Raw genomic sequence first — 23,880 nt, forward strand, 5'->3', positions numbered from 1 at the left:
GGGACCTCTTGTTCACGCGATTCACGTCAGGATGGAATCCAGTTGTGCGGGCTGAGCGGGCGGGGACGGAAGGCTTTACCGGGTCGATTCCGATGTGCTGAGTAATGGACGCGACGGGATCTGCCGAGCATTTTACCCGGATGGGGACGCTCGGCATCGAGGAAGAGTTCTACGTCGTCGACGAGTTCGGTCGCCCGACGTCTGGCACGGACGAACTCGTCTACGAGACGGAGCCGCCTGCGGTTCTCGACGGCCGGCTCGACCACGAACTGTTCAAGTGCGTTATCGAGACGCAGACGCCGCGTATCGACGACCCGGCGGACGCCGGGAAGCACCTTCGGTCAGTCCGGGATGCGCTGGTCGACCACGCCGAAGCGAACGGGTTCGGTATCGCCGCTGCTGGACTGCACCCGCTGGCGAAGTGGCGCGAACTCGAACACGCCGAGAAGCCCCGGTACAAGTCCCAGCTAGACCGAATCCAGTACCCACAGCACCGCAACACGACCGCAGGCCTGCACGTCCACGTCGGCGTCGACGACGCCGACAAGGCCGTCTGGGTGGCGAACGAACTCCGCTGGCATCTCCCGCTGATGCTTGCACTGTCGGCGAACTCGCCGTACTGGAACGGCTTCGACACCGGGCTGCAGTCCGCCCGCGGGAAGATATTCGAGGGCCTGCCCAACACCGGGATGCCGACAGCGTTCGACGACTACGACGCCTTCGAGACCTACGAACGGCGGATGCTCGAAACTGGTAGTATCGACGACCGCGGCGAACTGTGGTTCGACGTGCGACCGCATTCGGGCCACGGCACCGTCGAGGTACGTGCTCCGGACGGGCAAGCCGACCCGGACCGGGTGCTGGCCTTCGTCGAGTACGTCCGCGAACTCGTCGTCGATCTCGCCGAGCGCTACGAAGACGGGGAGTCCGGCCGGCGACTCCGCCGGGAGTTCCTCGACGAGAACAAGTGGCGTGCAATCCGCCACGGCCAGTCCGCAGAACTGATATCGCGTGACATCTCGACGACACGCTCGGTCGAGGAACTGGTCGAGATGGAGAGCGACCGGCTGGGTATCGACGGACTGTGGGGGCTGTACGACCGCGAAAGCGGGGCCGAGCGACAGCGCCGGCTTCGTGCGGAGGAGGGGGTCATGGCGCTCGCTGACTCGCTTCGCCTGTCCTGATCTGGGCTGTCGTCCGCGGCCGGACTTGCCTGCTCGATACTGCGGAGCGACAGGAGAGTCTGAGCCAAGGGTTTTTATCCAGCTGTAGCTTTTGTCCTCACAGAGACAACGCATGTCTGCAGACGACAACGATCACGACGACCTCGAGGACACAGGCGATGTCCGTGAACGAATCGAACAGGAGGCGGACCGCGCGGTCGAGCAGTTCGACGAAGGGATCGTCGACCTGCTGGCGTGGGTGCTCGACACGGAGACGCGGGCGCGGATCTACGTCCACCTAAGACAGCATCCCGAGAGCACCAGCGAGGAGATAGCCGAGGGGACCGGTCTGTATCCGAGCACGGTCCGCGAGGCTCTGGCGGCGCTCACCGAGGAGGAAGTCGTGACCCGCCAGAAGCGTGAGAGCGACGGCGCGGGCAACAACCCCTACGAGTACAGCGCTATTCCGCCGAGCGACCTCGTCAACACCATCGTCGGAGACATCCAGTCGGAACTGAACACGGTGTTCAACCTCGACGACCATATCGGCGGCGGCGAGACGACGCTGGAACCCGACGACGAGCCGGTAACGATTTCGGTCGAGGATGCGAACGACGGCACGAACGACACCGACGCCAGCGAGGACACTGGCGACGAAGGAAACGGGTCCGAGGGCGGCGACGACGACGCCGACGTGTAGTCAAAACGGGTTCCTGCAAGCCGTTTCGCGAGTCGATATTACTAAACCTACCCGCGCCGTTGCCCGGGATATGAATGTCGCGCTGGGGGGAACGTTCGACCCGATTCACGACGGACACCGCGCGCTGTTCGAACGCGCATTCGAACTCGGGGACGTGACAGTTGGCCTCACCAGCGACGACCTCGCGCCGAAGACGCGCCACGACCAGCGCCACGTTCGGCCGTTCAGCGAACGGAAATCTGCACTCGCCGACGAACTCGCGACGCTCGCCGCCGACCAGGGCCGCGAATGGGCGGTCCGGGAACTCACCGAGCCGACCGGTATCGCCACGGAGCCGCAGTTCGACACGCTCGTCGTCTCGCCCGAGACGGAGACCGGCGGCCGCCGCATCAACGAGATCCGCGAGGAGCGGGGCCACGACCCGCTCGAAATCGAAGTCGTCCCGCACGTCCGCGCCGAGGACGGCGACATCATCTCTTCGACCCGGATCGTCGAGGGCGAAATCGACGAACACGGGAACCTCACGCCGAACCGCACCGGCCGTCAGAACATTTCGTAGCTACCAGCCCGGCGCTTCCAGCCCGGCCGTCTCCAGCAAGTCCTTCCAGCGCTGTTGAATCGTCAACCGGGAGACGCCAGTCGCCTCCGCGACAGCGGACTGGGACCGCTCCTCACCAGCGACCAGCGCGGCGACGTACACGCTGGCAGCCATTGTCGCCTGTTTCGAGCGGTCTTCGTCCGGAACTGTCGAGAGAAACAGGTCGACCGCGTGGGACCGCGCCTCCGTCCCGAGGTCGAGCCTATCCGACGCGGCTTCGATGTCGGAGAGCCACTCGTCGTGCTCGATTCGGTCGCTGGCGCGGTACATACGAGTTCGTTGTTCCCCATCCTACCTAAACCTTCGTCGCCCGCAAGCGAAGGGTTCTTGATGCCAACGCGGATACCGACTGGTGCGCGCGGGTTGCCGAGCCAGGCCAAAGGCGTAGCGCTTAGGACGCTATCCCGTAGGGGTCCGCCGGTTCGAATCCGGTCCCGCGCATTCTTGCTGCGAGCAAACCGCGAGCAGCAGAATCGCCAGCGGATTCCGAACCCTGGGAGTCGCAGCGGCCGAGCAACGCGAGGCCGACCGTCTCCATCCGGTTCGAATCCGGTCCCGCACACCGCTCTACCCGAACAGTTACTGGGGCGATAGCATCCACCGCCTCTACTGGCTGATTCTCACACCGCAGGAATCACAACTGCCGCTTATGAGGAGTGTCCACGTCGTTTCAAACGAGGGACTGACGATGTCGGTGTATGACCCACTCCGTGATTCGTCTGCTCGCCCCGCGGGATCGGCTCGCTTCGACTATGCGGTTGACGACGCGGACAATCCGACAGAGCTCACTGTCTTCGGCGATCAGGACGACGAGCTCCCCACCCACTGGATTTCGGTCGACATCGAGCACGCGGTCGCGCTCGACGAGATGCGGTGAGCGAGGAGTGGGCTCGCTCAGGCTCGCGGTCATCTATTTTGACGAGAGACGGGACAGCGAGCGCTCTGGAAGCGTTGTGTCCGAAGTAAGTTTGCGTGGGTGCAGTCCCAAGGGAATGCACCTGCGCTCTGAGAGTGCGTGGGACCGGATTCGAACCGGCGGACCCCTACGGGACAGCGCCCTCAACGCTGCGCCGTTGGCCTGGCTTGGCTACCCACGCGCGCTCTTGCTGAGTGCATTCAACCGTTCCCGGTGGGTCAATAAAAGCGCTTTCGTTTAGACCCGCCCCGGGAGGGTGTGTCACTCGAGCGAACCGGACGTTTGAAATATCACGAAACCGCTACGGGGGGCATGGCCAAATACTCGACCGGCAGTGGTGGCGATAGCGCCGGCGGGAGCTGTGAGCTCTGCGGTAGCGACGGCGGCGACCTCCAGACCGCGAACGTCGCTGGTGCGACCCTCCAGGTGTGTGACAGCTGTGCGCGTGACCACGGGGAAAACGAGCGAACGACGGGCAGTGACAGCTCGCGCGACGAGCAGAACCGGAAACGCAAAGCCGCGCAGAACGCGGCGAAGATGCAAGACGCACAGCAGGCCGATGCCTCCCACTGGGAGGACGGCGCTGATTACGACGACGACCAGCTCCCGTATCTGGTCAGCAAGTACGGCGAGCGCGTGACGGAGGCGCGTCAGGGCGAGGGCCTCCAGACAGGTGAGTTGGCCGAGGAGCTCGATCTTGACGAAGCGGACATCCTCGCTGTCGAGCAGGGGCGCGCGACGCAGGCGAACGTCGGTGGGTCGACGATCAAGGCGCTCGAACAGTACCTCGACATCGACCTCGTCGAGTCCAACTGACCCCGAATATTTTCGTGACTCCGCTGTAACGGTCGGTATGGATCTCTCCGCTGCACAGCGAGCCATCCGAGACACCGTTCGAGAGTTCGCGGTCGAGGACATCCGTCCGAAAGCCGCCGATGCCGACCGCGAGCAGTCCTTTCCCGAAGAGTGCTGGGACGGGCTCGCGGATATCGACATCACTGGGCTGACGACACCGGCCGAATACGGCGGCTTCGACGCCGACAAGCCGACGTACGCGCTGGTCAACGAGGAACTCGCGTACGGGTCGCTCGCGGTCGCGACGGCGCTGTCGGTCCACTGTCTCGCGACCTCGTGTATCGCACAGTTCGGCTCCAAAGCAGTGCAGGACGACTGGCTCCCCGACATGGCCGACGGCCGCCCGGTCGGCGCGTTCGCGCTCTCGGAGCCACAGGCCGGGTCGAACCCGCGGGAGATGTCGACCACCGCCCGGCGCGACGGCGACGAGTACGTCATCGACGGCGAGAAGCAGTGGATTACCAACGGCAAGCGGTCGGGCGTCGTCATCGTCTTCGCGAAGACCGACCCCGACGACCCGGACTCGATAACGCAGTTTCTGGTGCCGAAAGACACAGAGGGGCTCACTGTCGGCGAGAAAGAGGACAAACTCGGCCTCCGCGCGAGCGACACGACTCCGCTCCAGTTCGACGGCGTCCGCGTGCCCGAGCGCTACCAACTGACCGAGGAGGGCAAGGGACTGGCCGCGGCGCTGTCGATTCTGACGACCGGTCGGGTCGCCATCGCCGCGCAGGCCGTCGGACTCGCACAGTCCGCGCTCGACGAGGCCCTCGACTACGCGCAGGAGCGCGAGCAGTTCGACCAGCCGATCAGCGAGTTCCAGACGATTCAGCACAAGCTCGCGGACATGGCGACGAACGTGCAGGCGGCGCGGCTGTTGACGTGGGACGCCGCAAAGCAACTGGAACGCGGCGAGCGAGCGAGAGCGGCGGCGAGCATGGCGAAGTACTTCGCGAGCGAGACGGCGGTGGACGTAGCCAACGAGGCGATTCAGATCCACGGCGGCTACGGCTACACGACGGACTACCCCGTCGAGCGCTTCTACCGCGATGCGAAGGTGACGACCATCTATGAGGGGACCAGCGAAATCCAGCAGAACATTATCGCACAGGACTTGCTGGAGTAGGCTCGACGGGGCGAAGCGGTTTTGCGGGCGTCGGCCCTATCGCTTGGTGTGACACACGACGCCGTCATCTACGACCTCGACGGGACGCTCGTCAGGCTGGCCGTCGACTGGGCTACGGTGACCAGCGACGTCGCGACGGTCCTGCGGGAACGAAACGTCGACCCCGAGAACCGCGACCTCTGGGAGATGCTGACGCTGTCATCCGAGACCGACCACCGTGACGCCGTCGAGGCGGCGATCACCGACCACGAGCGGACCGGGGCGCACGAGTCGGAGCGACTGACCCTCGCCGACGGCCTCCCACACAGCGTCCCCGTCGGCGTGTGCTCGCTCAACGCCGAGGAGGCGTGTCGGGCCGCGCTGGATGTCCATGGCCTCGACAGTCACGTTGGGCCGGTCGTCGGCCGTGACACCGTCGAGTCACCGAAACCTGACCCGGAGGGTCTGCTGGCGATTGCCGAAGAAATCGGGGTCGACCCCGGCGCGGCCGTGTTCGTCGGCGATTCAGAGAGCGACGCGACGGCCGCCCGGCGGGCCGGGATGGCATTCGAGTGGGCGAGCGAGTTCGATCAAGCCCGGTATCGCGCGTAGAGGTAGACGCAGACGGCCGTCAGGAACCAGATGAGCGCGCCGACGCGGACCGCGAACATCGCCCGCGCGGTCCAGGTCTGGAGCGTGACCGCGGTCGACGCGAGCACAACGAGCGGCGAGCCGACCAATATCGTCGTCACGAACGTGACCTGCATCACCCACCCGAAGTCCACGCCGTCCGGGTCCGTCTTCTCGACTGTTGGCACGACCTGTGGTACAGCTAGGTGCGGCAAGCACCTTGCGGTTTCCTGCGCGAACTGCGCAACCCGAACAGGTAAGGCGCAGGCGCGCCCCCGCTCGGATATGCCAACTGTCCGGGATCTGCAGGCGATGGCTGGTGAGGAGCCGATCACGATGCTGACAGCGTACGACGCCGTGACCGCGAGCATCGTTGACGACACCGGCGTGGACGTCATTCTCGTCGGCGACAGCATGGGGAACGCCGTCCTCGGCCACGACGACACGCTCCCGGTCACGCTCGACGAGATGGCCTCACGGGTCGGCGCGGTCGCACGCGGTGCGGACGACGCGCTGGTCGTCGCCGATATGCCGTTTCTCTCCTTCGGCACGGACGAGAGCGAGAGCATCCAGAACTGCGGGCGGATGCTGAAAGAAGAGGGCGCAAACGCGGTCAAGCTCGAATCAGGGCCACATACGGTCGAACTGACCGAGCGGCTGACGGAGCTGGGCATCCCGACGATGGCCCACCTCGGACTCACGCCACAGAGCGTGAACCAGACCGGCTACACGAGGCAGGCGACCGGCCGCGAGGAGGCAGAGGAAATCCTCGACCTCGCGCGGGAACACGAGGCCGCCGGCGCGTTCGCGCTGGTGCTCGAACACATCCCGGCCAACCTCGCCGCCCAGGTCACCGAGGCCGTCGACATCCCGACTATCGGCATCGGAGCCGGCGGCGACTGTGACGGGCAAGTGCTCGTGTTCACCGATGTGGTCGGCCTCTCCGAGTCCAGCCCGCCTTTCGCCGAGCAGTTCGGCGACGTTCGCGGCGAAGTCGCCGACGCTGTCGACGAGTACATCGACGCCGTCGAATCCGGCGAGTTCCCGGCTGAGTCCCACAGCCACACCGAGGGCGAACTCGACGACCTGTACTGACGCTTTTCACGCCTACTCAGCAGTCCGCTAGTCGGCCGAAGCCGTCTGATTCTCCATCCAGGCGTCGTAGGCGGACTGATTCTTGACGACGACGGTGGCGTTCATCTTGCTGTGGCCGGACCCGCACATCTCAGCGCAGTACAGCCGGTACTCGCCGGGTTCGGTCGCGTGCGTTCGGGCCGTTATCGTCCGGCTGGGGAAGACGTCCTGTTTGACGCCTAGTTGCGGGATGTAGATGGCGTGGATCACGTCCGTCGTCCGCAGCCTGAACGTGACGTTCCTGTCCGCTGGAAGGACCAGCCGTTCCTCCGTCGTGACGTTCGCTTCGGCGTAGGAGAACTCCCATCCCCACTGGTAGGCAAGCACGTCTATCTCCGTATCCTCCGCGAAGGCGTCGCCTCCGCCGGCGGATGCCTCGGCCGCTGCAGGCGTGATGTAGGGGTTAGCCATCACCACGAACGCCGAGATCCCGACAAAGACAAGTATTGCGCCCGTCGCGGCCGTCCAGGTCACCTCTAGCGCCGGGTCGTCGACCGTCGGTTGCGGGTCGTCGTTGTTCCGGAACCGGTAGATCACGTACACGAGCGTGAGTTCGACGAACAACGTCAACGGCAGAGCGACGTACAGGAGCTGTTCGTTGAGGTCGTCGATAGCCGCCCTGTTGACCGACTGCGCTGTGGCCGGGGCAGCAAGTAGCGAGAGCCCGACCACGACAAGGCCCGCCTGAATCACGCGTCGTCGGAGACGCATTGTCACACTGTACCAATCGCCGTGTCAAATAACTTGCCCAAGGTGATGACAGCTGACCGGTGACCCGTACTGGTGTCGGGTTCCCAGCGTAGTTTTATGAATGTGGGCGTGTCAATTATTGGTAACGTGTAGCATGACGAGACGAGCAATCGTTCCGGGACGGCACGTTACACACAGATGCTAAACAGGGCTATCGTTGAGGGAACTGCCCTGGCCGTGCTGGCGCTGTCGGTGCTTCTTCTGTGGCTCCGGGAGCGGCAGAAAGCACGACCGGAGAGCGACGGCGGCTACACGACCCGAGAGGAGATCGAATTCGAAATCGGTCGACTCCAGTCTGAAGTGTCCCGCTGGCTGACGACGACGGACCACCGGGACATCGGTCTGCTCTACATCGCTTTCGGCACCGCCGCCGGTCTGTGGGGTGGCGTCGACGCGATGATGCTCCGGACGGAACTGCTGACGCCGCCGGCGGACATCTGGACGCCGGAGACGTACAACGCGCTGTTTACAACGCACGGGCTGACGATGCTGATATTCTTCGTCCTGCCCGTGTTCTTCGGCATCGGGAACTACGTCCTGCCGCTCCTCATCGGAGCCGACGACATGGCGTTCCCGCGGGTCAACGCTATCGGGTTCTGGCTCCTGCCGCCGGCACTCATTATGGTCCGGATGGGACTCATGATCCAGGTCCTCGGCCAGGTTCTGAATCTGGTGCTCCCGGCGAACGCTATCCGGTTTTTCCTCACGATGCGCGAAGTGAGCATCGGCTGGACACTGTACGCACCACTGTCCGTGCAACAGCCCAATCCGCAGATAGACCTGCTGTTGCTCGGGTTGCACCTGAGCGGCATCGCCACGACGGTCGGTGCTATCAACTTCATCACCACAATCGTCTACGAACGTGGCGAGGGCGTCACCTGGGCGAACCTCGACATCTTCTCGTGGAACATGCTCGTCACGAGCGGGATTGCACTGTTCGCGTTCCCACTGCTGGGGAGCGCGCTCGTGATGCTCCTGCTAGACCGGAACCTCGCGACGACGTTCTTTGCGACGGAAGGCGGTGGTGCTATCCTCTGGCAACACCTGTTCTGGTTCTGGGGCCACCCGGAGGTGTACATCCTCTTCCTCCCGGCGACGGGGCTGATGAGCCTTATCTTGCCGAAGTTCGTCGGCCGGAAACTCTTCGGCTACCAGTTCATCGTCTACTCGACGCTGGGGCTGGGCGTCCTCTCCTTCGGCGTCTGGGCGCATCATATGTTCACGACGAGCGCGGACCCGCGGGTCAAGCTGTCGTTCATGGCGGTTTCCATCGCTATCGCCGTTCCGAGCGCGATCAAGGTGTTCAACTGGATCACGACGATGTGGGAAGGGAACATCCGCCTGACTGCGCCGTTTATCCTCTGTGCTGGCGGGATAGGGACGTTCATCATCGGTGGCGTCACCGGCGTGTTCCTCGCAGTTATCCCGATCGACATCCTCTATCACGGCACCTACTACGTCGTCGGCCACTTCCATCTCATCGTCGTCGGCATCATCCCGTTCCTGATGATCGCCGCGAGCTACTACTGGTACCCGCTCATCACTGGTCGGTGGTACGACACGCGGATGGCGAGATTCCAGGCGCTGCTGATCGTCTTCGGCTCGTTCGTGACGTTCATGACGTTGCTGGTCATCGGCGGGCTTGGGCTGCCGCGACGACAGGCCATCTACCCGCCGGAGTACCAGTTCGCCCAGCAAATCGCGACCGTGGGCGGCTACATCATCGGCCTGAGCGCCCTGCTGTGGCTGTACAACATGCTCGTCTCTTACTGGCGGGGGACGCCCGTGTCGACGACGGACCCGTGGGGCCTGAAGGCGACGAGCCAGTTCACCCGCGAGTGGCAGTGGTTCGAACAGCACATGATGAACAAGTACGATATGGAGCCGACCGAGCCCGAGACGACACGGCGCTCCTACGCCCCTGAAGCCGAGCCGACCGGACTGGCCGGCGGCGTCGGTACCGTCGCCGAGACCGTCTCACGAAACGCCTGGATGGCCGCGGCTGGCGGGTTTGTCGGCACAGTCCTGATGAGCGGCGGGCTCATCACAGCGATACTCATCGGCGTCCTCGACCCGGTTTCCTTCAGTGAAATCGCCGAACTGGTCGGGCTGCCCGCGAGCCCGGCTATCGGGGCCGTGCTCTTCCTCGTCGGTGGGACCGTCACCTGGCCGCTCCTGTTCCTTGCCTTCTCCGACTACCTCCCCGGTCGGCTGCTGTTCGAGACCGGGCTGGTGTTCGCGACGCTGATATCTAGCGGGTTCGCCATCGCGTTCTACACCGGCCAGAGCGGGCTTGCCTTTGTCGGCTATCTCGCATTCGTCCTCGTCTCCCACTGGGCGTATGGCATCGGGCTGACCGTGACCTTCCAGTACCTCAAGTCGGACGAGACGCTTCGGACCCGGACCGACGGGGGCGGCTGACAGATGAGCGACGGCGCTGATTCGTTCGTCTTTCAGTATCTCGCGCCCTTCGTCGGCGTCTTGCTCATCGCGGTCGGTATCGCCGGAGCCGTGCCCGGCGGCTACGCGATTATCGAGCCGGACCTGGAGAACTGCGGGAACCCGACCATCGGTGTCGAATCACCCGAAGCAACGGCGGAGCGGTTCGGCGGGGACGAGCCGGGACCGCGGCTTCCGCAGTTGGCCTTCGACGACCTCTCCTCGGACGAACAGACGGCGTTCCTGACGGCCGTAGACGACCCGGTCGGTGAGGAGCAGGTCGTGGGTGACGTGCCCAACGCCGACGCCTTCCGCCGCGGGGCTCTCGTCACCTACGAGGGCGAGCAGTACTACGTGACCCTCGTCGCCGAGAACACCTGCTTTGCGGCCGCGCCGCTACAGTTCCCGCTGGGGGTGTTCGCCATCGCGCTCGGGTTCCTCGGCGTCCTGGCCCCGCCGCTGTACCGGCGGCTGGTGCGGTTGGAACAGCGGGCCGGCCGGTCAGAGTAGCGGTCCCTCGCTCGGTGTTCGCTCAGAGCGCAGCGCCGACGTACAGCACGACGACGAGGAACACCCACACGAGGTCGACGAAGTGCCAGTACAGCGACGTGGTCCGGATGGCGGTGTCGCGTTCGGGTGCGTAATGGCCCCGGAGCGCACGAGCGAAGGCGATAGCGAGCAGGAGCACGCCGAGGGCGACGTGGAGGCCGTGGAGGCCGGTCAGGCCGTAGAACGCGCTCCCGAACGCGCCGGAGCCGATGCTAAATCCATCGACGGCGGCGAACTCGTAGTACTCGTACACCTGCCCGGCGAGGAAGACGACGCCGAGCGCGAGCGTCACCCCGAGCAGGCCGAGGAACCGCTGTCGGTTCCCGCGTTCCAGCGCCTCGTGGCCGTAGTGGAGCGTTACGCTGCTTGCCAGCAGCAGCGCCGTGTTGATGACCACCAGCGAGCCAAGCAACGGCGGGAGGTGGGCCGGCGGCCACGACCCGGTCCGGATGAAGGCGTAGTAGACGAAGCCCGCCGAGAACGTCGCCACGTCTGAGACGAGAAACAGAATCATCGTCGTGGCGTACAGGTCGGAATCGCTGTCCCTGCGGTTCCGGACGTAATCGGCGATGAACGCCTCGTTGGCCCACCCGGCGAGTCCGGCCAGCAAGCCAACCGCACCAGCGCCGCCGAGTACAACTGGGACCACGGACGGGACCAGATCGAGCCCGACAAACACCAATCCGACGCCCAGGTACAGCGACGCAGCACCGATTGCAGCTATTAGGGGCCACCGACTCCGGTGTTCGTGGCCATTGTCGGCGGCGTGTTCAGTTGCCGTTTCCGTCGATCCAGCCATGTGAATGCGTAGCAGTGGGTCCGGTAAAACGGTACCCCCGCGATCTGTGTGTCGGTTGCGGGATCCACCCGAATCTTTATCAGGTCGTCAACCGACAGCGAGAATGTGGTTTACGAGACGGGCAACCAAACGGTAGACGACGCTGTCGCACGCGTGCTGGACGGCGAACGCCTCGACCGACGGGACGGACTGGCTCTCATCGCACAGCCGGTCGACGACCTGGCGGCCGGGGCCGACTACGTGCGCACGCAACTGGGTGACGACATCGTCGACGCGTGTTCGATCGTAAACGCCAAAGCCGGGAACTGCGCGGAGGACTGTGGCTTCTGCGCCCAGTCGGTCCACTTCGACACCGGCATCGACAACTACGGCTTTCTCGGCCCCGAGAAGATACTGGAGGCCGCAAAGCGCGCCGAACGCGACGGTGCACAGCGGTTCGGTATCGTCGTCGCCGAGAAGGGCGTCTCGAAGGAGAACCGCCCCGAGGAGTGGGAGGAAGTCCTCGAAGCCATCCGCCTCGTCCGCGACGAGACGGACGTGGAGGTCGACGCGAGCCTCGGCATTCTGACCGAGGAGGAGGCCGCGATTCTGGCTGATGAAGGACTCAACCACTACAATCACAATATCGAGACCTCTCCCCGGTATTTCCCGGAGGTCGTCCAGACCCACACCTTCGAGAAGCGGGTCGAGACGCTCCGGGTCGCCAAGGACGCCGGTATGGACCTCTGTGCCGGTGTCATCCTGGGGATGGGCGAGTCCCCGACCGATAGAGTCGACGCGGCGATGGCCCTGCAGGACATCGGCATCTCCTCGCTCCCGGTCAACATCCTGAATCCGGTCGCTGGGACCCCCATGGCCGAACAGGGGCTGCCCGATATCACGACCGAGGAGGTCGTCAAGACCATCGCGGTGTACCGCCTGCTCCACCCCGAGTCCCGGGTGCGCCTCACCGGCGGACGCGAGGTCAATCTCGACACAGATGGACAGGTGGCCGCGCTGGAGGCCGGTGCTGACGGCATCCTCACTGGTGATTATCTCACTACCGAGGGACAGACGGCGGCCGACGACCTCGAAATCATGGCGGAGGCCGGGCTTGAACCAAACACCGAAGCAAACGAGTTCGACCCCGAGGCGGTCAAAGAACGCGCGGCCGACGAGACGGAAACCGAGACGGCGGCAGGGACAGCACAGACCAAATCAGAGCTCAAATCCGACGACTGACAATGGACGACATACACTTTGCAGTGCTTGGAACCGGTGGTATCGGACGGCGGACGCTCGAAGTCTCACAGCACAAGGACGGCCTCACCGCCGTCGCGGCCTGTGACCGCAACGGCGTGGCTCTCGACCACGATGGCCTCGACGTAGACGAACTGCTGGCGGCGACGGAAGGCAATATCGCGAGTGGGCCGGCGGAACACGCATCCGACTCGACCCCCGCGGCACCCACGGACGACTACGCCTCGGACGGCGGGGCGGCCGCAGTCGAGGGTGGCGGCGTCAAACAACATGGCGATCAGTCCGGTATCGTCGCCAGCGAACAGGGCGAACCCACGGAGACACCTATCGACGACATCATCGCCGAGAGCGACGCTATCGACGCCGTGCTGTTGGCGCTCCCGAACCTCGAACACGACTTCATCCCGCGCGTGGCTGAGCGCTTCGCCGAGGCCGACTACGAGGGCGTCATGATCGACGTGCTCAAACGCTCCCGAGTCATCGGCATGCTCGACGACCGCGAGGACCTGCTGAAAGAGTCCGGCATCACGTTCGTCTGCGGGGCCGGCGCGACCCCCGGCTTCCTCACCGGCGCGGCGGCACTTGCCGCCCAGTCCTTCGTCGAAGTCGAGGAGGTCGAGATCTGGTGGGGCGTCGGCCTCAAGTCCGGCTACGAGGACAACCGGGGGACGGTCCGGGAAGACATCGCCCATCTCGACGGCTACGACATCGAGACGGCCAGGGAGATGAGCGAAGCCGAAATCGAGGCACTCATCGACGAGCACGACGGCGTGCTGGAGTTCCACGACATGGAACACGCCGACGACGTGCTGCTGGAGCGGGCCGGCATCTGTGACGCCGAGGACGTCCACGTCGGCGGCGTCCTCGACGTTCGCTCCGACGAGAAACCGACCACCACGACGGTCAGCGTGACTGGCACGACATTCGACGGGGAGACGGGGACGAACACCTTCGAACTGGACGACGTGACCAGCATGGAGGCCAACGTTAACGGCCCGGCGCTTGGCTACCTGAAAGCCGGCGTCCGGAACAACCGCGCCGGGCACTACGGCGTGTTCGGCCCCGCCGATCTGATGCCCGGCTTCTGAGACCGCCTGATTCCCCTTTTCATGACACACGGCTTCGATTTGAACGACCGACTCGAACAGCGTGACGCACAGAACCTCCGCCGGCATCTGGAAGTCGCCGAATCCGTCTCGGCTCGGACCCGCTTTACCGACGACCCGAAAGGCGAACCACCGGAGTTCGGCGACGAAGCCGTCGTCTTCGCCTCGAACAACTATCTCGGGCTGGCCGACGACAGCCGGGTCCAGCGAGCGGCGGAACTGGGCGCACGGACCGTCGGTACCGGCGCGGGGGCTTCGCGGCTGGTCACCGGCGACACGCAGGTCCACCGGGCGCTGGAACGCGACCTCGCAGCCTCGAAAGGAACCGAGCGAGCGCTGGTGTTTTCCTCCGGCTACGCGGCCAATATTGGAACAATCGACGCGCTGGCCCCGGATGTCGTCTTTTCGGACGAGCTGAACCACGCCTCGATTATCGACGGCTGTCGCGTCGGAGCCAGCGAAACAGTGGTGTACGACCACTGCGACTCCGACGATTTGCGGGCGAAAATGGGCGCGCGAGCGGCCGATGTCGGCGGAGACGAACAGTGGCTCGTCGTCACAGACTCCGTGTTCTCGATGGACGGAGACATCGCGCCGCTATCGGCCATCTGTGACGCCGTCGACGAGTACGGCGCGTGGCTGATGGTCGACGAAGCACACGCGACCGGGCTGTTCGGCGACACCGGCGGCGGTGTCGTCCAGCGCGAGGGGCTGAGCGACCGCGTCGACGTGCAGTTGGGTACGCTCTCGAAGGCATTGGCGAGCCAGGGCGGCTATATCGCTGGCGACGAGGTGCTTATCGAGTATCTGCTGAACGCCGCGCGGTCGTTCGTCTTCTCGACCGGGCTATCTCCACCGAACGCCGCGGCGGCCCGCGAAGCGCTGCGAATCGCTCGCGAGACCGACCGCGCGGCGGAACTCTGGGACACTGTGGCCACGCTCCGGGACGGACTGGAGACGATGGGCTACGAGGTGCTCGGCGAGACGCATATCCTCCCAGTCGTCGTCGGTGACCGCGGGGACGCGCTGGAACTGGCCGACAGACTCCGCGACCACGGTATCGTCGCGCCTGCGATCCGACCGCCGACAGTGCCCGAGGGCACCTCTCGTATCCGGGTCGCGCCGATGGCGACACACACCGCCGACGACATCGCGCAGTGTCTCGACGCCTTCCGAACCGCCGGTACAGAGGTGGGCGTGCTATGAGCGATACGAGCGAGGATTCGGGCCTTGACCGCGGGACTGGCCGCATCGCGGAGGACGGCGTGTTTGTCGTCGGCACCGACACCGGCGTCGGCAAGACGGTCGTGACTGCCGGGCTGACGGGCTGGCTACGGGACGCGGGTACGGAGGCAGTCGCCGTCAAGCCCTGCCAGACCGGATATCCGCCGGACGACGACGCGGCGTTCGTCGAGTCCGTCTGCGGTGCGACCGAGGCCGCGGTCTGTCTGAAGCGGTTGTCGCCACCGCTGGCACCGGAAGTGGCCGCAAGAGAAGCAGATGACGATGTCACGCTTTCTTACGAGTCGATCCGCGACGGAGTCGCCGATGTCGTGGCAGGAAGCGAGACGGCTGTCGTCGAGGGTATCGGTGGCCTGCGCGTCCCACTCGCGGACGGTCGGGAGATCATCGACCTCGTTTCGGATATCGGGCTTCCCGCGCTGGTCGTCGCCCGCTCGGGCCTCGGGACGCTCAATCACACGGCGTTGACGGTCCGAGCGCTCCGCCAGAGAGATGTGCCAGTCGTCGGTGTCGTTCTCAACGAGTACGAAGGCGCGACGACCGCAGAGCGGACGAATCCGTCGGTCATCGAACGGATGACCGGGTGCTCCGTCTGGCCCGTTCCGCCGCTGGACGTCGAGTCGTCAGACAGCGTGATTTCGGGGATCAGCACAGATCTCCCGCGGTCGGTGGTACGGCCAGCTATCGACCAGTAGCTGTCCATACGTGGCCGAGCAAAGGGGATAGAACGGGGGCAAACCCCCGTCGTGTGACACTACGGAGCCGGTAAGGCTCCATCTGATACTTGACTACCAACCACTAAAATAGTAAGGCACGTTTCATGTGGAGGTTTCGCCCTAGCGCGGGGCCATGTTCCGTTAGGAACGGACTAACGCCCAGCCGAAACGACGGTACTACAGATCGATTGACAGCAGCGCCTCGATATCGACACCGTCGTCCAGTAGCGACTGCATACGGTCGACTGTTGCCTCGTTGCGTGTCTGGCCGGTCCGGAGCACCTCCTCGACCCTGTCTATCGTCGTCCGCGTGTCCGATTGGACTGACAGCACTGGGACGTTTTTCTCGGCCGCCTGTCCGATGACCGCACTGGGGGGCTGGAACCCACCCGTGAGGAGTAGCGCCTTGATACCGGACGCTTCGAGAGCAGCGGTCTGGACCTCCGAGCGGTCGCCGCCGGTGACGACGACGGCATCGCGCGTCCGCCGGAAGCGTTCGAGTGCGCTGCTCCCGCTCATCGCGCCGACGCTGAACCGCTCGACGTGGACGTCGGTGTTGGCATCGCCAGTGAGGATGTCCGCGCCGAGGTTCCGGGCGAGGTCGGCAACGGTGACGCCGGCGAGCGAGCGGTCACGCGGCAGAATGCCGTGGACTGGAATCCCCTCGCCTTCGAGGAACGGAACCACGTCGTCGGCGAGTTCGTCCACCGTCGCGTCGGTGACGCCGTTGAACAGGACGCCGTCGAGTCGATCACCGATCGCCCGGGCCGCGGACAAAATCTCGTCCGTATCACTGGGCGTGTCGTAGCCGGTGACTAACAGCACGCGGGCGTCGAGCAGTTCCGCGATATCGATGTCCGTGAGGTCGACGATACTGCCGGTCGTCAGGTCGCTACTCCCCTCGACGAGGAGCAGGTCGGTCCCGTCAGAACACGTCTCGATGCCCTCTTGCAGTCGCTTGCGGAGGTCATCCGGGTCCTCACGCCCGCGGATGGCTTCCTGGATGAACGTCGGCGAGTAGACGATGGGTTCCATGTCGTGGAGGTCGGTCTCCAGATCGAGCAGTTCGCGGGCGAGCATCGGGTCCTCGTCCCGCGTCTTGCCGACCGCGCTCCGCAGGCGCGTCCCCTTGGGCTTCATGTAGCCGACGTCGTAGCCCGCGTCGTGGGCACGCGTCGCTAGCGCGAGCGTGATAGCCGTCTTGCCGATACCTTCCTCCAGTGACGTGACGAGTAGCGTGTTCGTGTCGGTCATAGTTTCTCCTGGTCGAGGGTGAGTCGCAGGTCGACCGCCTGCACCCCGTCGGGCGTCGCGACGAGGGGGTTGATGTCCAGTTCGACGATAGCGGGGAAGTCAGTGACGAGTTGCGAGAGCCGCTGGATGGTTTCGACGAGCGTCGCTTCGTCGACGGGGTCGCGGCCCCTCGCACCGCGCAACAGCGGTGCGGAGTCGATGTCGTCGAGCATCCCTCTTGCCTCGGTCTCGCTGACGGGGGCGACACTGACAGTGTTGTCTTCGAGCACCTCGACGAAAATCCCGCCGAGGCCGAACAACAGCAGCGGCCCGAACTGCGGGTCGCGGTTCATCCCGAGGATCGTCTCGACGCCGTTGTCGAGGTCGACCATCTCCTGTACCTGAACGCCGAGAATTGTCGCATCCTCCTGGTAGTTGCGCGCTCTGACGACGAGGTCCTCGTAGGTGTCCCGGACATCTTCGACGGGGACACCGACCTCGACACCGCCGATGTCTGACTTGTGCAGGATGTCCGGGCTGACGATTTTCATCACCACGTCGTCGCCGATTTCCTCGGCGATAGCCTCCGCTTCGACGGGCGAGGAGACGACATCGCCCTGCGGTGTCGGAATCCCGTACGCGTCGAGCAGTTCCATCGCTTCCACGCCGAGCCGGTTCGACCCGCGCCGGGCACCGGATTCGAGTATCTCGCGGGCCCGCTCGCGGTCCACGTCGAACGTCGTCGGCTCCTCGTACTCGGTCGCCCTGATCTCCCGATAGCGTCTGAGGGCGTCCAGACTCCCGACGGCGCGGGCCGGATCGAAGTAGTTCGGCACGCCGGCTTCGCTCAGGACGTTCGCACCGGCGTCGACGGACTTCCCACCCATCAGCGTCGCCGCGACGGGTTTTTCGAACCGCTCTTGCTGTTCGACGACGCGTTCCGAGAGTTCCTCGAAGGAAAGCACTGCGGTCGGACAGGCGACGACGACGGCCATCGAAACGTTGTCGTCCGCAAGGACTGTTTCGAGGGCTGTCTCGAAGCGCTCGGCGGGAGCATCGCCGATAATGTCGACCGGGTTGTAGATGTTGGCCTCATCAGGCATCTCTTCGCGGAGTCGGGAGAACGTCTTGTCACCGAACTGCGCGAGTTGCAGGTCCGAGTCACCGACGGCGTCGGTCGTCATCACGCCGGGACCGCCGGCGTTTGTGACGATGGCGATTTCGTCCCCGTCCGGGAGCGGCTGGCCGGCGAGAATCTGGGCGTAGTCGAACAGTTCCTGTACGGATTCGACGCGGAGCGTTCCGGCCTTGTCGAGGCCGGCCTCGTAGGCCCGCTCCGACCCGGCCATCGCACCGGTGTGGGAGGCCGCCGCGCTCGCACCCGCGTCCGTGCGGCCGGACTTGACCAGAACAATCGGCGTGTCCTGTGTCACTTCACGGGCTGTCTGTACGAACGACGACCCGTCGTTGATGTCCTCCAGATAGCCCAGAATGACGTCGGTATCGGGGTCGTCGCCCCACTCGGCGACGAAATCGCTCTCGTCTAGCACCGCTTTGTTCCCGAGTGAGACGATGTCTTTGAAGCCGACATCGCGCTCGGCGGCCCAGTCCAGCACGGCGGTGATGAACGCGCCCGACTGGCTCATAAAGGAGATGTCGCCATCGCTGGCCATCTCATTGCCGAAGGTGGCATTGAGCCCAACAGGGGTCGACATTACGCCGAGGCTGTTCGGGCCGACCAGATTCAGGTCGTATTTGCGGGCCGCCTCGCGGAGCCGCTGCTCGCGTTCGGCCCCATCACTGCCGGTCTCACCGAAGCCAGCGGTGATGACGACCACGTTTTCGATACCCGCTTCCCCGGCGTTCTCGATAACGTCGACCGCCACCGTCGGCGGCACGACGACGACAGCCACGTCGACCGACCCGGGGTCTTCCAGGCCGGCGAGGTTGTCGTAACACGGCAATCCAAGCACTGTCTCTTTGTTCGGGTTTACGGCCACGACCTCCCCTGCAAACGAATCGAGCAGGTTCGTGGTGACCGCGTGACCGACGGACCCCTCCGAATCGGTCGCCCCGACCACTGCGACACGTTCCGGCGCAAACAACGTCGATAATCGTCCCATGCCTCTACCTGGTGGTTACAGGGGGGCCCGAATATAGGTGTGGGGAACTCCCAGCGAGCGGGAATCTAGACGATTCATTACCGCGATTTCGGTGTGACGGTGTTTTTGTTCGTCACCCCCGTAGCGGCGTCCGATGACTGACGCAGCGCTCTTAGCACCGTTCGACGACGAAGTGGTCCGTGGAGTCGCAAGAGCAAACAGCGTCGACGAGGAACAGTTGCGAACCGCGCTGGCTGACCACCAGCAAACGATGCGTGACAATCCCGGTGTCGAGGACCTCGTTTACGAGTGGCGAAAGCGATTCGACGACGCAGTGCTACGTCGCACGCCCGAGACGTTCTTTATGGCGGTCAGAGAAACTGTCTGGGAAGAGTACGGCGCACATCTCGGTCTGGACGACTACCTCCTCGCCGCAGTCGTCGCGGTCCATCAGGAGCAAGTCCTCCGTGAAACAGCGGTCGACAGCAGCGGTATCGACGAGGACGCCGTTGCACTCGTCGTTTCCCGGCCGTTGTCGGAGTAGTCCTATCCCTTTTGTTTCAAGCGCAGAGTGCTGACTCGAGCGAGGGTTGGTATCAGCGGATAATATTTCTGTTCAGGTAACCAGCCATTCTATCTTAGAACATATTTTTTGGGTTCCCGAAAACATATTTTCACAAAACAATCTTTAAGTGGCTTCCCCCTGTACAATAAGATGACTATGGCAACACAAGAGCACGTCCGACGCGAGTTCGGGGAAGTCGAAGAGAACGAACTCCGCCTCGACAAGGAGAAGTCCGAGCAAGTAATCAACGCGCTGAATCAGGACTTGGCGGACACGTACACGCTGTACCATCAGGTCAAGAAGCACCACTGGAACGTCGAGGGTGCAGAGTTCCGCGACCTCCACCTGTTCCTCGGCGACGCCGCCGGCAACGCCGAAGAGGCAGCCGACGAACTCGCGGAGCGGGCTCAGGCCCTCGGTGGCACGCCCGTCGCTGGCGGCAAGGCACAGGAAGAGCACGCGTCGGTAGAACCGGAAGGGCAGGACGTGTACGACATCCGGACGTCGCTCGAAAACGACCTCGAGATGTACGGCGACATCATCGAGTCGCTCCGTGATCACATCGACCTCGCGGAGAACCTCGGTGACCACGCGACGGCGCAGATCCTCCGGGAAATCATCGTGCAGACCGAGGAAGACGCACACCACATCGAGCACTACCTCGAAGACGACACGCTCGTCTTGGACTAACGTCGGCCCACCGCCTTCTGCCGAATTTTCTGTTACTGGTAGCGTCGCTACCCAGTTCAGATCGTGGAGAGACCCGCCTGTGAAGAAAGTAACTCAGGAGTCAGAGGAAAGAGAAACGCGGCGCGGACGAACGGACTACCGTCGAAGGTCGACGGTGACGTCGGTCGAAATCCAACCGTCTCGGTTCCCGTCTTCGGTAAACACGGTTCTGTCAGCACCGCTGTCCAGTGCTGCAACGTCCGGGCGGTCCTCGGAGGTCTCGACATCGTCCGTCTGTGATGGCATTACCTGAGTTAGGCACCCCTAAAGCTAAAAGGATTTTGGTTGGCCTAATCATCTGTGGCTGCCAGCCCCCACACCGGGGGCAGAGACGACACGAAACCGGCCGGCCACACGGCGCGGCCTTTAGTACCCGAGGCGACAAGAGAGAGGTATGAGCTCGGACGACGACCTTTCCGCCCTGATTACGGACCTCGTTACGACGCTGCAGGAGCTAGAGACGGAGGTCGAGCCTACGACCGACAGCGGCCTGCCGCGGCCGCCGACACCGAGCGAACTCCTCCGGTTCACCAGCGACGTGACCATTCCTGCGGTCATTCTGGTGTTGAAGACCAACATCGAGGCGCTGAAGATACTCCGTCGAGCCCTCCGGATGGCCGAAGGGCGGCCGACATCGACCGGGTCCGCCTCGGATGAGGTGCGACAGCGTGCGAGTGATCTGAGTCGGGCCACGCTCTCTCGCCTCGACGGTGCGTTGACCGACCTCCAGCAGGCTGTCGAAGGGACACCGGAAGATGAAGAGGCCCGCGAGCTTATTCAGGAAGCCCAACAATTGCGTGGCCAGATCCAGGATAGATTAGCCAATGAACCAGGGGTGAGCGAGGAGGTCGACTCCGACCAGGTTACTGACGTCCCAGTGGACGTAGACGCCGAACTACGGTCGATAAAGGACGATATCGAAGGTCCAGACAGGGACGACACCGGTCCCGAAGACGGAGAGGGGAGCGACGAGGAGTAAAGAACTTCAGCGTAGTGTGAGATTTTCACTCCTGGAAACATAATGATTTATTATGTCACAGAGCTAGGTACGAATACCGATGTCCAGCTCTACTGCTCCGGGCAGTCGTCGGGCGACCCTGTTCGTCCGGTCTGACCTCCCAGCGCTGTCACAGAAACGCTGTACCGCTATCGAACGTGAGCTACAGGAGCTGGTGTGCCGTGGCGTACTCGACGACGTCGACACAGTCGAGTGGGAGAAGCGCGTGCCGCTGCAGGGCTCCGGTAACGGACCTGAGCGGGACCTGTACAACGAGTTTGCGGAGTGGGCCCGCGAGGCTGGTGTCTGCCTCGCGCCGTTTTTCGACACCCGGCTCTGTTACAGTTCGACGACGGGCGAGAAGCGCCGCGAACTCGTCATGCCGGCCGTCTGCCTCGCAGTCTACGAGAGCGGTGACCTCGTACAGGTTGCCCCCTTCGCCGACAGAGGCCGAACTGAGTCCGTCGAAGAGTGTATCGCCGAGCTGGCTGAGACGGGGGCCCTTCCCGACACCTATTCGACAACGGTTTCGACCGTATAGCGCACTCACGTTCTGTTCGCGGCTTCTACGTCGTCTTCGGCGGCGCCGACGGGTACAGCATGCTCAGCGACGCAACTGTCCTCGTCTCGTCGAACGAGGACGCACTCCTCTCCGACCTCGTCAGCAACACTATCGAGGAACAGGGGACGATTTCGCCGACGACAGACGGTCGGATTATCCGACAGGGTGAGGAGAGCTGATCAGACCGGGTCCCAGCGGTAGCCGTCCCAGTCCTGACTCTCGGGCACTTTGATGCCCGCGTCGGGGTCGCGGAGTTCCTCGACGTAGACGGGTTCGACCGTGTCACCTGTTTCGACCTCGTCCGTGGTCACCTGCCCGAGCGCGCGGACGAACTCGTCGCTCGCATCGGAGACGTCCGTTATGTCGAACTCAACGATAGCCAGCGTGTTTGGCTCGCGGACGCCCGGCGGCGTCGCCGTCGAGTGGGTCCAAGTGACCACTTCGCCGGTCCGGTCCGCGAGGTCGAACGTCGCGTCCTGTGGTTCGCCACACTCCGGACACAGCGGATGGGTGGGGTACGAGACGTGACCGTTTGCGCACATGCCTGCTTCCAGCGTCATTCTGCGGCCTCCATGATGGTGGTGATGACACAGTTGCCAAAGCCGCCGACGTTACACGCCAGTGCGGTGTCGGCGTCGACCTGTCGCGGCCCGGCCTCGCCGACGAGCTGTTCGTAGATTTCGACGCCCTGCGCGACACCGCTTGCCCCCAGCGGATGGCCCTTGGACTTGAGCCCCCCGGAGGTGTTGATCGGCAGGTCGCCGTCCTTGGCAGTGGTACCGTCCATCGCCAGCTCCCAGGCCGTCCCTTGCTCGGCGACGCCGATACCCTCTAGCTGGAGGAACTCCAGAATGGTGAACATGTCGTGTAGTTCCGCCACATCGAGGTCCTCGGGACCGAGGCCGGCCATCTCGTAGGCCTCCTTGCTCGACTCGACGACCCCGCCCATGACCGTCGGGTCGTCGCGCTCGTGGACGACGTGGGTGTCGGTCGCCCCACCGATGCCGGAGACGAGGGCGTACTCGTCGGTTATCTCTTTGGCGCGCTCCTCTGTGGTGAACATGAGCGCGGCACTGCCGTCCGTGATCGGACAGAAGTCATACAGACGCAGCGGGTCCGCGATGATGGGTGACTCGAGCGCTTTCTCCATCGTGATCTCCGTCTGGAACTGCGCCTTGGGGTTGTCCACGCCGTTTCGATGGTTCTTGACCGCGACCCGGGCGAGCGACTCCCGAGGGGCGTCGAACCGCTCCAGATAGTGCCGGGCGGTCATCCCGGCAAAGGACGGGAGCGTCACGCCGTGCTTGTACTCGTCGGGGTGGGTAATCGAGGCGATGATGTCGGTCGCCTGGCCCGTCGTCTTGTGAGTCATTTTCTCCCCGCCGACTAACAGCGTCATATCGCTGGCCCCGCTGGCGACGGACTGCCAGGCCTCGTAGATGCCTGCTCCGCCCGAGGAAGAGGTCTGGTCGACCCGTTCGCTGTAGGCCGGAAGCACTCCCAGGTCGTGGGCCAGCAGATTCATGATTCCCGTCTGCCCTTCGAACTCGCCACTGGCCATGTTCGAGACGTACAGGTGCTCTACGTCGTTGGGCGCAACGCCGGCGTCCGTGAGGCATTCCTCGCCCGCCTGCGAGAGCAACTCGCGGATCCAGGCGTCGCGTTGCCCGAATTTCGTCATTGACGCGCCGATTACTGCGACTCCCATACCTGTGCCGTCACAGGGGTCTCGTGTATGTATTACGGTCCGA

The 23,880-nt window shown here is 64.1% G+C and carries 28 protein-coding genes and 2 tRNA genes; 20 read left to right on the forward strand and 10 right to left on the reverse strand.

Features of this window, described 5'->3' with window-relative positions:
• Window positions 1–104 precede the first annotated feature (104 nt).
• The 3 genes from AV929_RS09120 to AV929_RS09130 all read left to right on the forward strand — a co-directional run bounded on the left by AV929_RS09120 (window position 105) and on the right by AV929_RS09130 (window position 2,422).
• Entirely contained in the window at window positions 105–1,184 is a 1,080-nt protein-coding gene (locus AV929_RS09120; protein ID WP_064288049.1) for a glutamate--cysteine ligase, read from the forward strand.
• Window positions 1,185–1,296: 112 nt separating this feature from the next.
• Window positions 1,297–1,863, forward strand: coding sequence for a winged helix-turn-helix domain-containing protein (locus tag AV929_RS09125; RefSeq protein ID WP_064288050.1), 567 nt, complete (start codon window positions 1,297–1,299; stop codon window positions 1,861–1,863).
• Window positions 1,864–1,933: 70 nt separating this feature from the next.
• Window positions 1,934–2,422, forward strand: a complete 489-nt coding sequence (locus tag AV929_RS09130) for a phosphopantetheine adenylyltransferase (RefSeq protein ID WP_014040340.1) — start codon at window positions 1,934–1,936, stop codon at window positions 2,420–2,422.
• Here AV929_RS09130 and AV929_RS09135 read toward each other — a convergent pair whose 3' ends face one another.
• Complete coding sequence (locus AV929_RS09135; RefSeq protein WP_014040341.1) at window positions 2,423–2,731, reverse strand: cyclin; 309 nt, start codon at window positions 2,729–2,731, stop codon at window positions 2,423–2,425. It lies immediately after the preceding gene.
• A gap of 86 nt (window positions 2,732–2,817) precedes the next feature.
• On the opposite strand from AV929_RS09135, the gene AV929_RS09140 reads away from it, so the two are divergent.
• Both AV929_RS09140 and AV929_RS09145 read left to right on the forward strand, forming a co-directional pair.
• Window positions 2,818–2,902, forward strand: a tRNA-Leu gene (locus AV929_RS09140).
• A gap of 208 nt (window positions 2,903–3,110) precedes the next feature.
• Complete coding sequence (locus AV929_RS09145; RefSeq protein ID WP_230458870.1) at window positions 3,111–3,338, forward strand: hypothetical protein; 228 nt, start codon at window positions 3,111–3,113, stop codon at window positions 3,336–3,338.
• 135 nt (window positions 3,339–3,473) lie between these two features.
• Here the strand turns inward: AV929_RS09145 and AV929_RS09150 are convergent.
• Window positions 3,474–3,558, reverse strand: a tRNA-Leu gene (locus AV929_RS09150).
• A 131-nt stretch (window positions 3,559–3,689) separates the two neighbouring features.
• Between AV929_RS09150 and AV929_RS09155 the strand changes: the two genes are divergently transcribed.
• Genes AV929_RS09155 through AV929_RS09165 form a run of 3 tightly spaced genes read left to right on the forward strand, consistent with a single transcriptional unit; the run spans window position 3,690 to window position 5,949 of the window.
• Complete coding sequence (locus AV929_RS09155; protein ID WP_064288051.1) at window positions 3,690–4,193, forward strand: multiprotein-bridging factor 1 family protein; 504 nt, start codon at window positions 3,690–3,692, stop codon at window positions 4,191–4,193.
• Between the two features lie 37 nt (window positions 4,194–4,230).
• Window positions 4,231–5,358, forward strand: coding sequence for an acyl-CoA dehydrogenase family protein (locus AV929_RS09160; RefSeq protein WP_064288052.1), 1,128 nt, complete (start codon window positions 4,231–4,233; stop codon window positions 5,356–5,358).
• Between the two features lie 48 nt (window positions 5,359–5,406).
• Window positions 5,407–5,949, forward strand: coding sequence for an HAD family hydrolase (locus tag AV929_RS09165; RefSeq protein WP_064288053.1), 543 nt, complete (start codon window positions 5,407–5,409; stop codon window positions 5,947–5,949).
• On the opposite strand, the gene AV929_RS09170 is transcribed toward AV929_RS09165, so the two are convergent.
• Window positions 5,928–6,155 carry a DUF5822 domain-containing protein gene (locus AV929_RS09170; RefSeq protein ID WP_005534398.1) on the reverse strand — a complete coding sequence of 76 codons (228 nt, stop codon included), beginning with the start codon at window positions 6,153–6,155 and terminating at the stop codon, window positions 5,928–5,930. The genes AV929_RS09165 and AV929_RS09170 overlap by 22 nt on opposite strands.
• Before the next feature lie 97 nt (window positions 6,156–6,252).
• Between AV929_RS09170 and panB the strand changes: the two genes are divergently transcribed.
• Entirely contained in the window at window positions 6,253–7,062 is an 810-nt protein-coding gene (gene panB / locus AV929_RS09175) for a 3-methyl-2-oxobutanoate hydroxymethyltransferase (RefSeq protein WP_014040346.1), read from the forward strand.
• Between the two features lie 27 nt (window positions 7,063–7,089).
• Here the strand turns inward: panB and coxB are convergent, their stop codons facing one another.
• On the reverse strand, window positions 7,090–7,812 hold the full coding sequence (coxB, locus tag AV929_RS09180) for a cytochrome c oxidase subunit II (RefSeq protein WP_014040347.1): 723 nt from the start codon (window positions 7,810–7,812) through the stop codon (window positions 7,090–7,092).
• Window positions 7,813–7,989: 177 nt separating this feature from the next.
• Between coxB and AV929_RS09185 the strand changes: the two genes are divergently transcribed.
• On the forward strand, window positions 7,990–10,272 hold the full coding sequence (locus tag AV929_RS09185) for a DUF6789 family protein (RefSeq protein ID WP_064288054.1): 2,283 nt from the start codon (window positions 7,990–7,992) through the stop codon (window positions 10,270–10,272).
• A gap of 3 nt (window positions 10,273–10,275) precedes the next feature.
• Window positions 10,276–10,800: a hypothetical protein gene (locus tag AV929_RS09190; RefSeq protein ID WP_014040349.1), complete on the forward strand. Its 525-nt coding sequence runs from the start codon at window positions 10,276–10,278 to the stop codon at window positions 10,798–10,800.
• A 22-nt stretch (window positions 10,801–10,822) separates the two neighbouring features.
• Here AV929_RS09190 and AV929_RS09195 read toward each other — a convergent pair whose 3' ends face one another.
• The gene (locus tag AV929_RS09195; protein ID WP_064288055.1) at window positions 10,823–11,638 is read right to left on the reverse strand and encodes a heme-copper oxidase subunit III; all 816 of its coding nucleotides are present in this window, start codon (window positions 11,636–11,638) and stop codon (window positions 10,823–10,825) included.
• 105 nt (window positions 11,639–11,743) lie between these two features.
• Here AV929_RS09195 and bioB point away from each other — a divergent pair, with 105 nt between their 5' ends.
• Genes bioB through bioD form a run of 4 tightly spaced genes read left to right on the forward strand, consistent with a single transcriptional unit; the run spans window position 11,744 to window position 15,920 of the window.
• The gene (bioB, locus tag AV929_RS09200; protein WP_064288056.1) at window positions 11,744–12,859 is read left to right on the forward strand and encodes a biotin synthase BioB; all 1,116 of its coding nucleotides are present in this window, start codon (window positions 11,744–11,746) and stop codon (window positions 12,857–12,859) included.
• 2 nt (window positions 12,860–12,861) lie between these two features.
• Window positions 12,862–13,965 (forward strand): hypothetical protein, encoded by a 1,104-nt coding sequence (locus AV929_RS09205; protein ID WP_064288057.1) that lies wholly within the window; start codon window positions 12,862–12,864, stop codon window positions 13,963–13,965.
• Between the two features lie 21 nt (window positions 13,966–13,986).
• Entirely contained in the window at window positions 13,987–15,189 is a 1,203-nt protein-coding gene (locus AV929_RS09210; RefSeq protein WP_064288058.1) for an 8-amino-7-oxononanoate synthase, read from the forward strand.
• A complete protein-coding gene (gene bioD, locus AV929_RS09215; RefSeq protein WP_014040354.1) occupies window positions 15,186–15,920 on the forward strand; it encodes a dethiobiotin synthase in 735 nt (244 codons plus the stop codon). The genes AV929_RS09210 and bioD overlap by 4 nt, the downstream gene beginning before the upstream one ends.
• 198 nt (window positions 15,921–16,118) lie before the next feature.
• Here bioD and AV929_RS09220 read toward each other — a convergent pair whose 3' ends face one another.
• Both AV929_RS09220 and acs read right to left on the reverse strand, forming a co-directional pair.
• Window positions 16,119–17,195: a phosphotransacetylase family protein gene (locus tag AV929_RS09220; protein WP_014040355.1), complete on the reverse strand. Its 1,077-nt coding sequence runs from the start codon at window positions 17,193–17,195 to the stop codon at window positions 16,119–16,121.
• Window positions 17,192–19,297 (reverse strand): acetate--CoA ligase alpha subunit, encoded by a 2,106-nt coding sequence (acs, locus tag AV929_RS09225; RefSeq protein ID WP_064288059.1) that lies wholly within the window; start codon window positions 19,295–19,297, stop codon window positions 17,192–17,194. The genes AV929_RS09220 and acs overlap by 4 nt, the downstream gene beginning before the upstream one ends.
• A gap of 133 nt (window positions 19,298–19,430) precedes the next feature.
• Between acs and AV929_RS09230 the strand changes: the two genes are divergently transcribed.
• Both AV929_RS09230 and dpsA read left to right on the forward strand, forming a co-directional pair.
• Window positions 19,431–19,820 carry a hypothetical protein gene (locus tag AV929_RS09230; RefSeq protein WP_014040357.1) on the forward strand — a complete coding sequence of 130 codons (390 nt, stop codon included), beginning with the start codon at window positions 19,431–19,433 and terminating at the stop codon, window positions 19,818–19,820.
• A gap of 177 nt (window positions 19,821–19,997) precedes the next feature.
• Window positions 19,998–20,531 (forward strand): DNA starvation/stationary phase protection protein DpsA, encoded by a 534-nt coding sequence (gene dpsA, locus AV929_RS09235; protein WP_008309164.1) that lies wholly within the window; start codon window positions 19,998–20,000, stop codon window positions 20,529–20,531.
• Window positions 20,532–20,666: 135 nt separating this feature from the next.
• On the opposite strand, the gene AV929_RS22305 is transcribed toward dpsA, so the two are convergent.
• Window positions 20,667–20,816 (reverse strand): hypothetical protein, encoded by a 150-nt coding sequence (locus AV929_RS22305; RefSeq protein ID WP_004961340.1) that lies wholly within the window; start codon window positions 20,814–20,816, stop codon window positions 20,667–20,669.
• 148 nt (window positions 20,817–20,964) lie between these two features.
• On the opposite strand from AV929_RS22305, the gene AV929_RS09240 reads away from it, so the two are divergent.
• The 3 genes from AV929_RS09240 (at window position 20,965) to AV929_RS21390 (ending at window position 22,308) form a co-directional block, all read left to right on the forward strand.
• Window positions 20,965–21,549, forward strand: a complete 585-nt coding sequence (locus AV929_RS09240; RefSeq protein ID WP_014040359.1) for a hypothetical protein — start codon at window positions 20,965–20,967, stop codon at window positions 21,547–21,549.
• Between the two features lie 79 nt (window positions 21,550–21,628).
• Window positions 21,629–22,108, forward strand: coding sequence for an HTH domain-containing protein (locus tag AV929_RS09245; protein WP_064288060.1), 480 nt, complete (start codon window positions 21,629–21,631; stop codon window positions 22,106–22,108).
• Window positions 22,109–22,167: 59 nt separating this feature from the next.
• Window positions 22,168–22,308, forward strand: a complete 141-nt coding sequence (locus AV929_RS21390) for a hypothetical protein (RefSeq protein ID WP_014040361.1) — start codon at window positions 22,168–22,170, stop codon at window positions 22,306–22,308.
• Here the strand turns inward: AV929_RS21390 and AV929_RS09250 are convergent, their stop codons facing one another.
• Together AV929_RS09250 and AV929_RS09255 are read right to left on the reverse strand one after the other, a co-directional pair.
• Complete coding sequence (locus AV929_RS09250; RefSeq protein WP_023843261.1) at window positions 22,309–22,689, reverse strand: Zn-ribbon domain-containing OB-fold protein; 381 nt, start codon at window positions 22,687–22,689, stop codon at window positions 22,309–22,311.
• Window positions 22,686–23,837 (reverse strand): 3-ketoacyl-CoA thiolase, encoded by a 1,152-nt coding sequence (locus AV929_RS09255; protein WP_064288061.1) that lies wholly within the window; start codon window positions 23,835–23,837, stop codon window positions 22,686–22,688. The genes AV929_RS09250 and AV929_RS09255 overlap by 4 nt, the downstream gene beginning before the upstream one ends.
• Window positions 23,838–23,880: the final 43 nt, after the last annotated feature.

It is taken from the genome of Haloarcula sp. K1 (genome assembly GCF_001647155.1).
GTDB lineage: Archaea > Halobacteriota > Halobacteria > Halobacteriales > Haloarculaceae > Haloarcula > Haloarcula hispanica.

Excerpts from the sequence above, each read along its gene's own strand:
- panB (WP_014040346.1), top strand. The coding sequence starts at position 6,253 with ATGCCAACTGTCCGGGATCTGCAGGCGATGGCTGGTGAGGAGCCGATC.
- AV929_RS09130 (WP_014040340.1), top strand. The coding sequence starts at position 1,934 with ATGAATGTCGCGCTGGGGGGAACGTTCGACCCGATTCACGACGGACAC.
- AV929_RS09145 (WP_230458870.1), top strand. The coding sequence starts at position 3,111 with ATGAGGAGTGTCCACGTCGTTTCAAACGAGGGACTGACGATGTCGGTG.
- AV929_RS09125 (WP_064288050.1), top strand. The coding sequence starts at position 1,297 with ATGTCTGCAGACGACAACGATCACGACGACCTCGAGGACACAGGCGAT.
- acs (WP_064288059.1), bottom strand. The coding sequence starts at position 19,297 with ATGGGACGATTATCGACGTTGTTTGCGCCGGAACGTGTCGCAGTGGTC.
- AV929_RS09205 (WP_064288057.1), top strand. The coding sequence starts at position 12,862 with ATGGACGACATACACTTTGCAGTGCTTGGAACCGGTGGTATCGGACGG.
- AV929_RS09185 (WP_064288054.1), top strand. The coding sequence starts at position 7,990 with ATGCTAAACAGGGCTATCGTTGAGGGAACTGCCCTGGCCGTGCTGGCG.
- AV929_RS22305 (WP_004961340.1), bottom strand. The coding sequence starts at position 20,816 with ATGCCATCACAGACGGACGATGTCGAGACCTCCGAGGACCGCCCGGAC.
- AV929_RS09155 (WP_064288051.1), top strand. The coding sequence starts at position 3,690 with ATGGCCAAATACTCGACCGGCAGTGGTGGCGATAGCGCCGGCGGGAGC.
- AV929_RS09190 (WP_014040349.1), top strand. The coding sequence starts at position 10,276 with ATGAGCGACGGCGCTGATTCGTTCGTCTTTCAGTATCTCGCGCCCTTC.
- AV929_RS09195 (WP_064288055.1), bottom strand. The coding sequence starts at position 11,638 with ATGGCTGGATCGACGGAAACGGCAACTGAACACGCCGCCGACAATGGC.
- AV929_RS09240 (WP_014040359.1), top strand. The coding sequence starts at position 20,965 with ATGAGCTCGGACGACGACCTTTCCGCCCTGATTACGGACCTCGTTACG.
- AV929_RS09230 (WP_014040357.1), top strand. The coding sequence starts at position 19,431 with ATGACTGACGCAGCGCTCTTAGCACCGTTCGACGACGAAGTGGTCCGT.
- AV929_RS09255 (WP_064288061.1), bottom strand. The coding sequence starts at position 23,837 with ATGGGAGTCGCAGTAATCGGCGCGTCAATGACGAAATTCGGGCAACGC.
- AV929_RS21390 (WP_014040361.1), top strand. The coding sequence starts at position 22,168 with ATGCTCAGCGACGCAACTGTCCTCGTCTCGTCGAACGAGGACGCACTC.
- AV929_RS09245 (WP_064288060.1), top strand. The coding sequence starts at position 21,629 with ATGTCCAGCTCTACTGCTCCGGGCAGTCGTCGGGCGACCCTGTTCGTC.
- bioD (WP_014040354.1), top strand. The coding sequence starts at position 15,186 with ATGAGCGATACGAGCGAGGATTCGGGCCTTGACCGCGGGACTGGCCGC.
- AV929_RS09250 (WP_023843261.1), bottom strand. The coding sequence starts at position 22,689 with ATGACGCTGGAAGCAGGCATGTGCGCAAACGGTCACGTCTCGTACCCC.
- AV929_RS09210 (WP_064288058.1), top strand. The coding sequence starts at position 13,987 with ATGACACACGGCTTCGATTTGAACGACCGACTCGAACAGCGTGACGCA.
- AV929_RS09135 (WP_014040341.1), bottom strand. The coding sequence starts at position 2,731 with ATGTACCGCGCCAGCGACCGAATCGAGCACGACGAGTGGCTCTCCGAC.
- AV929_RS09120 (WP_064288049.1), top strand. The coding sequence starts at position 105 with ATGGACGCGACGGGATCTGCCGAGCATTTTACCCGGATGGGGACGCTC.
- dpsA (WP_008309164.1), top strand. The coding sequence starts at position 19,998 with ATGGCAACACAAGAGCACGTCCGACGCGAGTTCGGGGAAGTCGAAGAG.
- AV929_RS09220 (WP_014040355.1), bottom strand. The coding sequence starts at position 17,195 with ATGACCGACACGAACACGCTACTCGTCACGTCACTGGAGGAAGGTATC.
- coxB (WP_014040347.1), bottom strand. The coding sequence starts at position 7,812 with ATGCGTCTCCGACGACGCGTGATTCAGGCGGGCCTTGTCGTGGTCGGG.
- AV929_RS09160 (WP_064288052.1), top strand. The coding sequence starts at position 4,231 with ATGGATCTCTCCGCTGCACAGCGAGCCATCCGAGACACCGTTCGAGAG.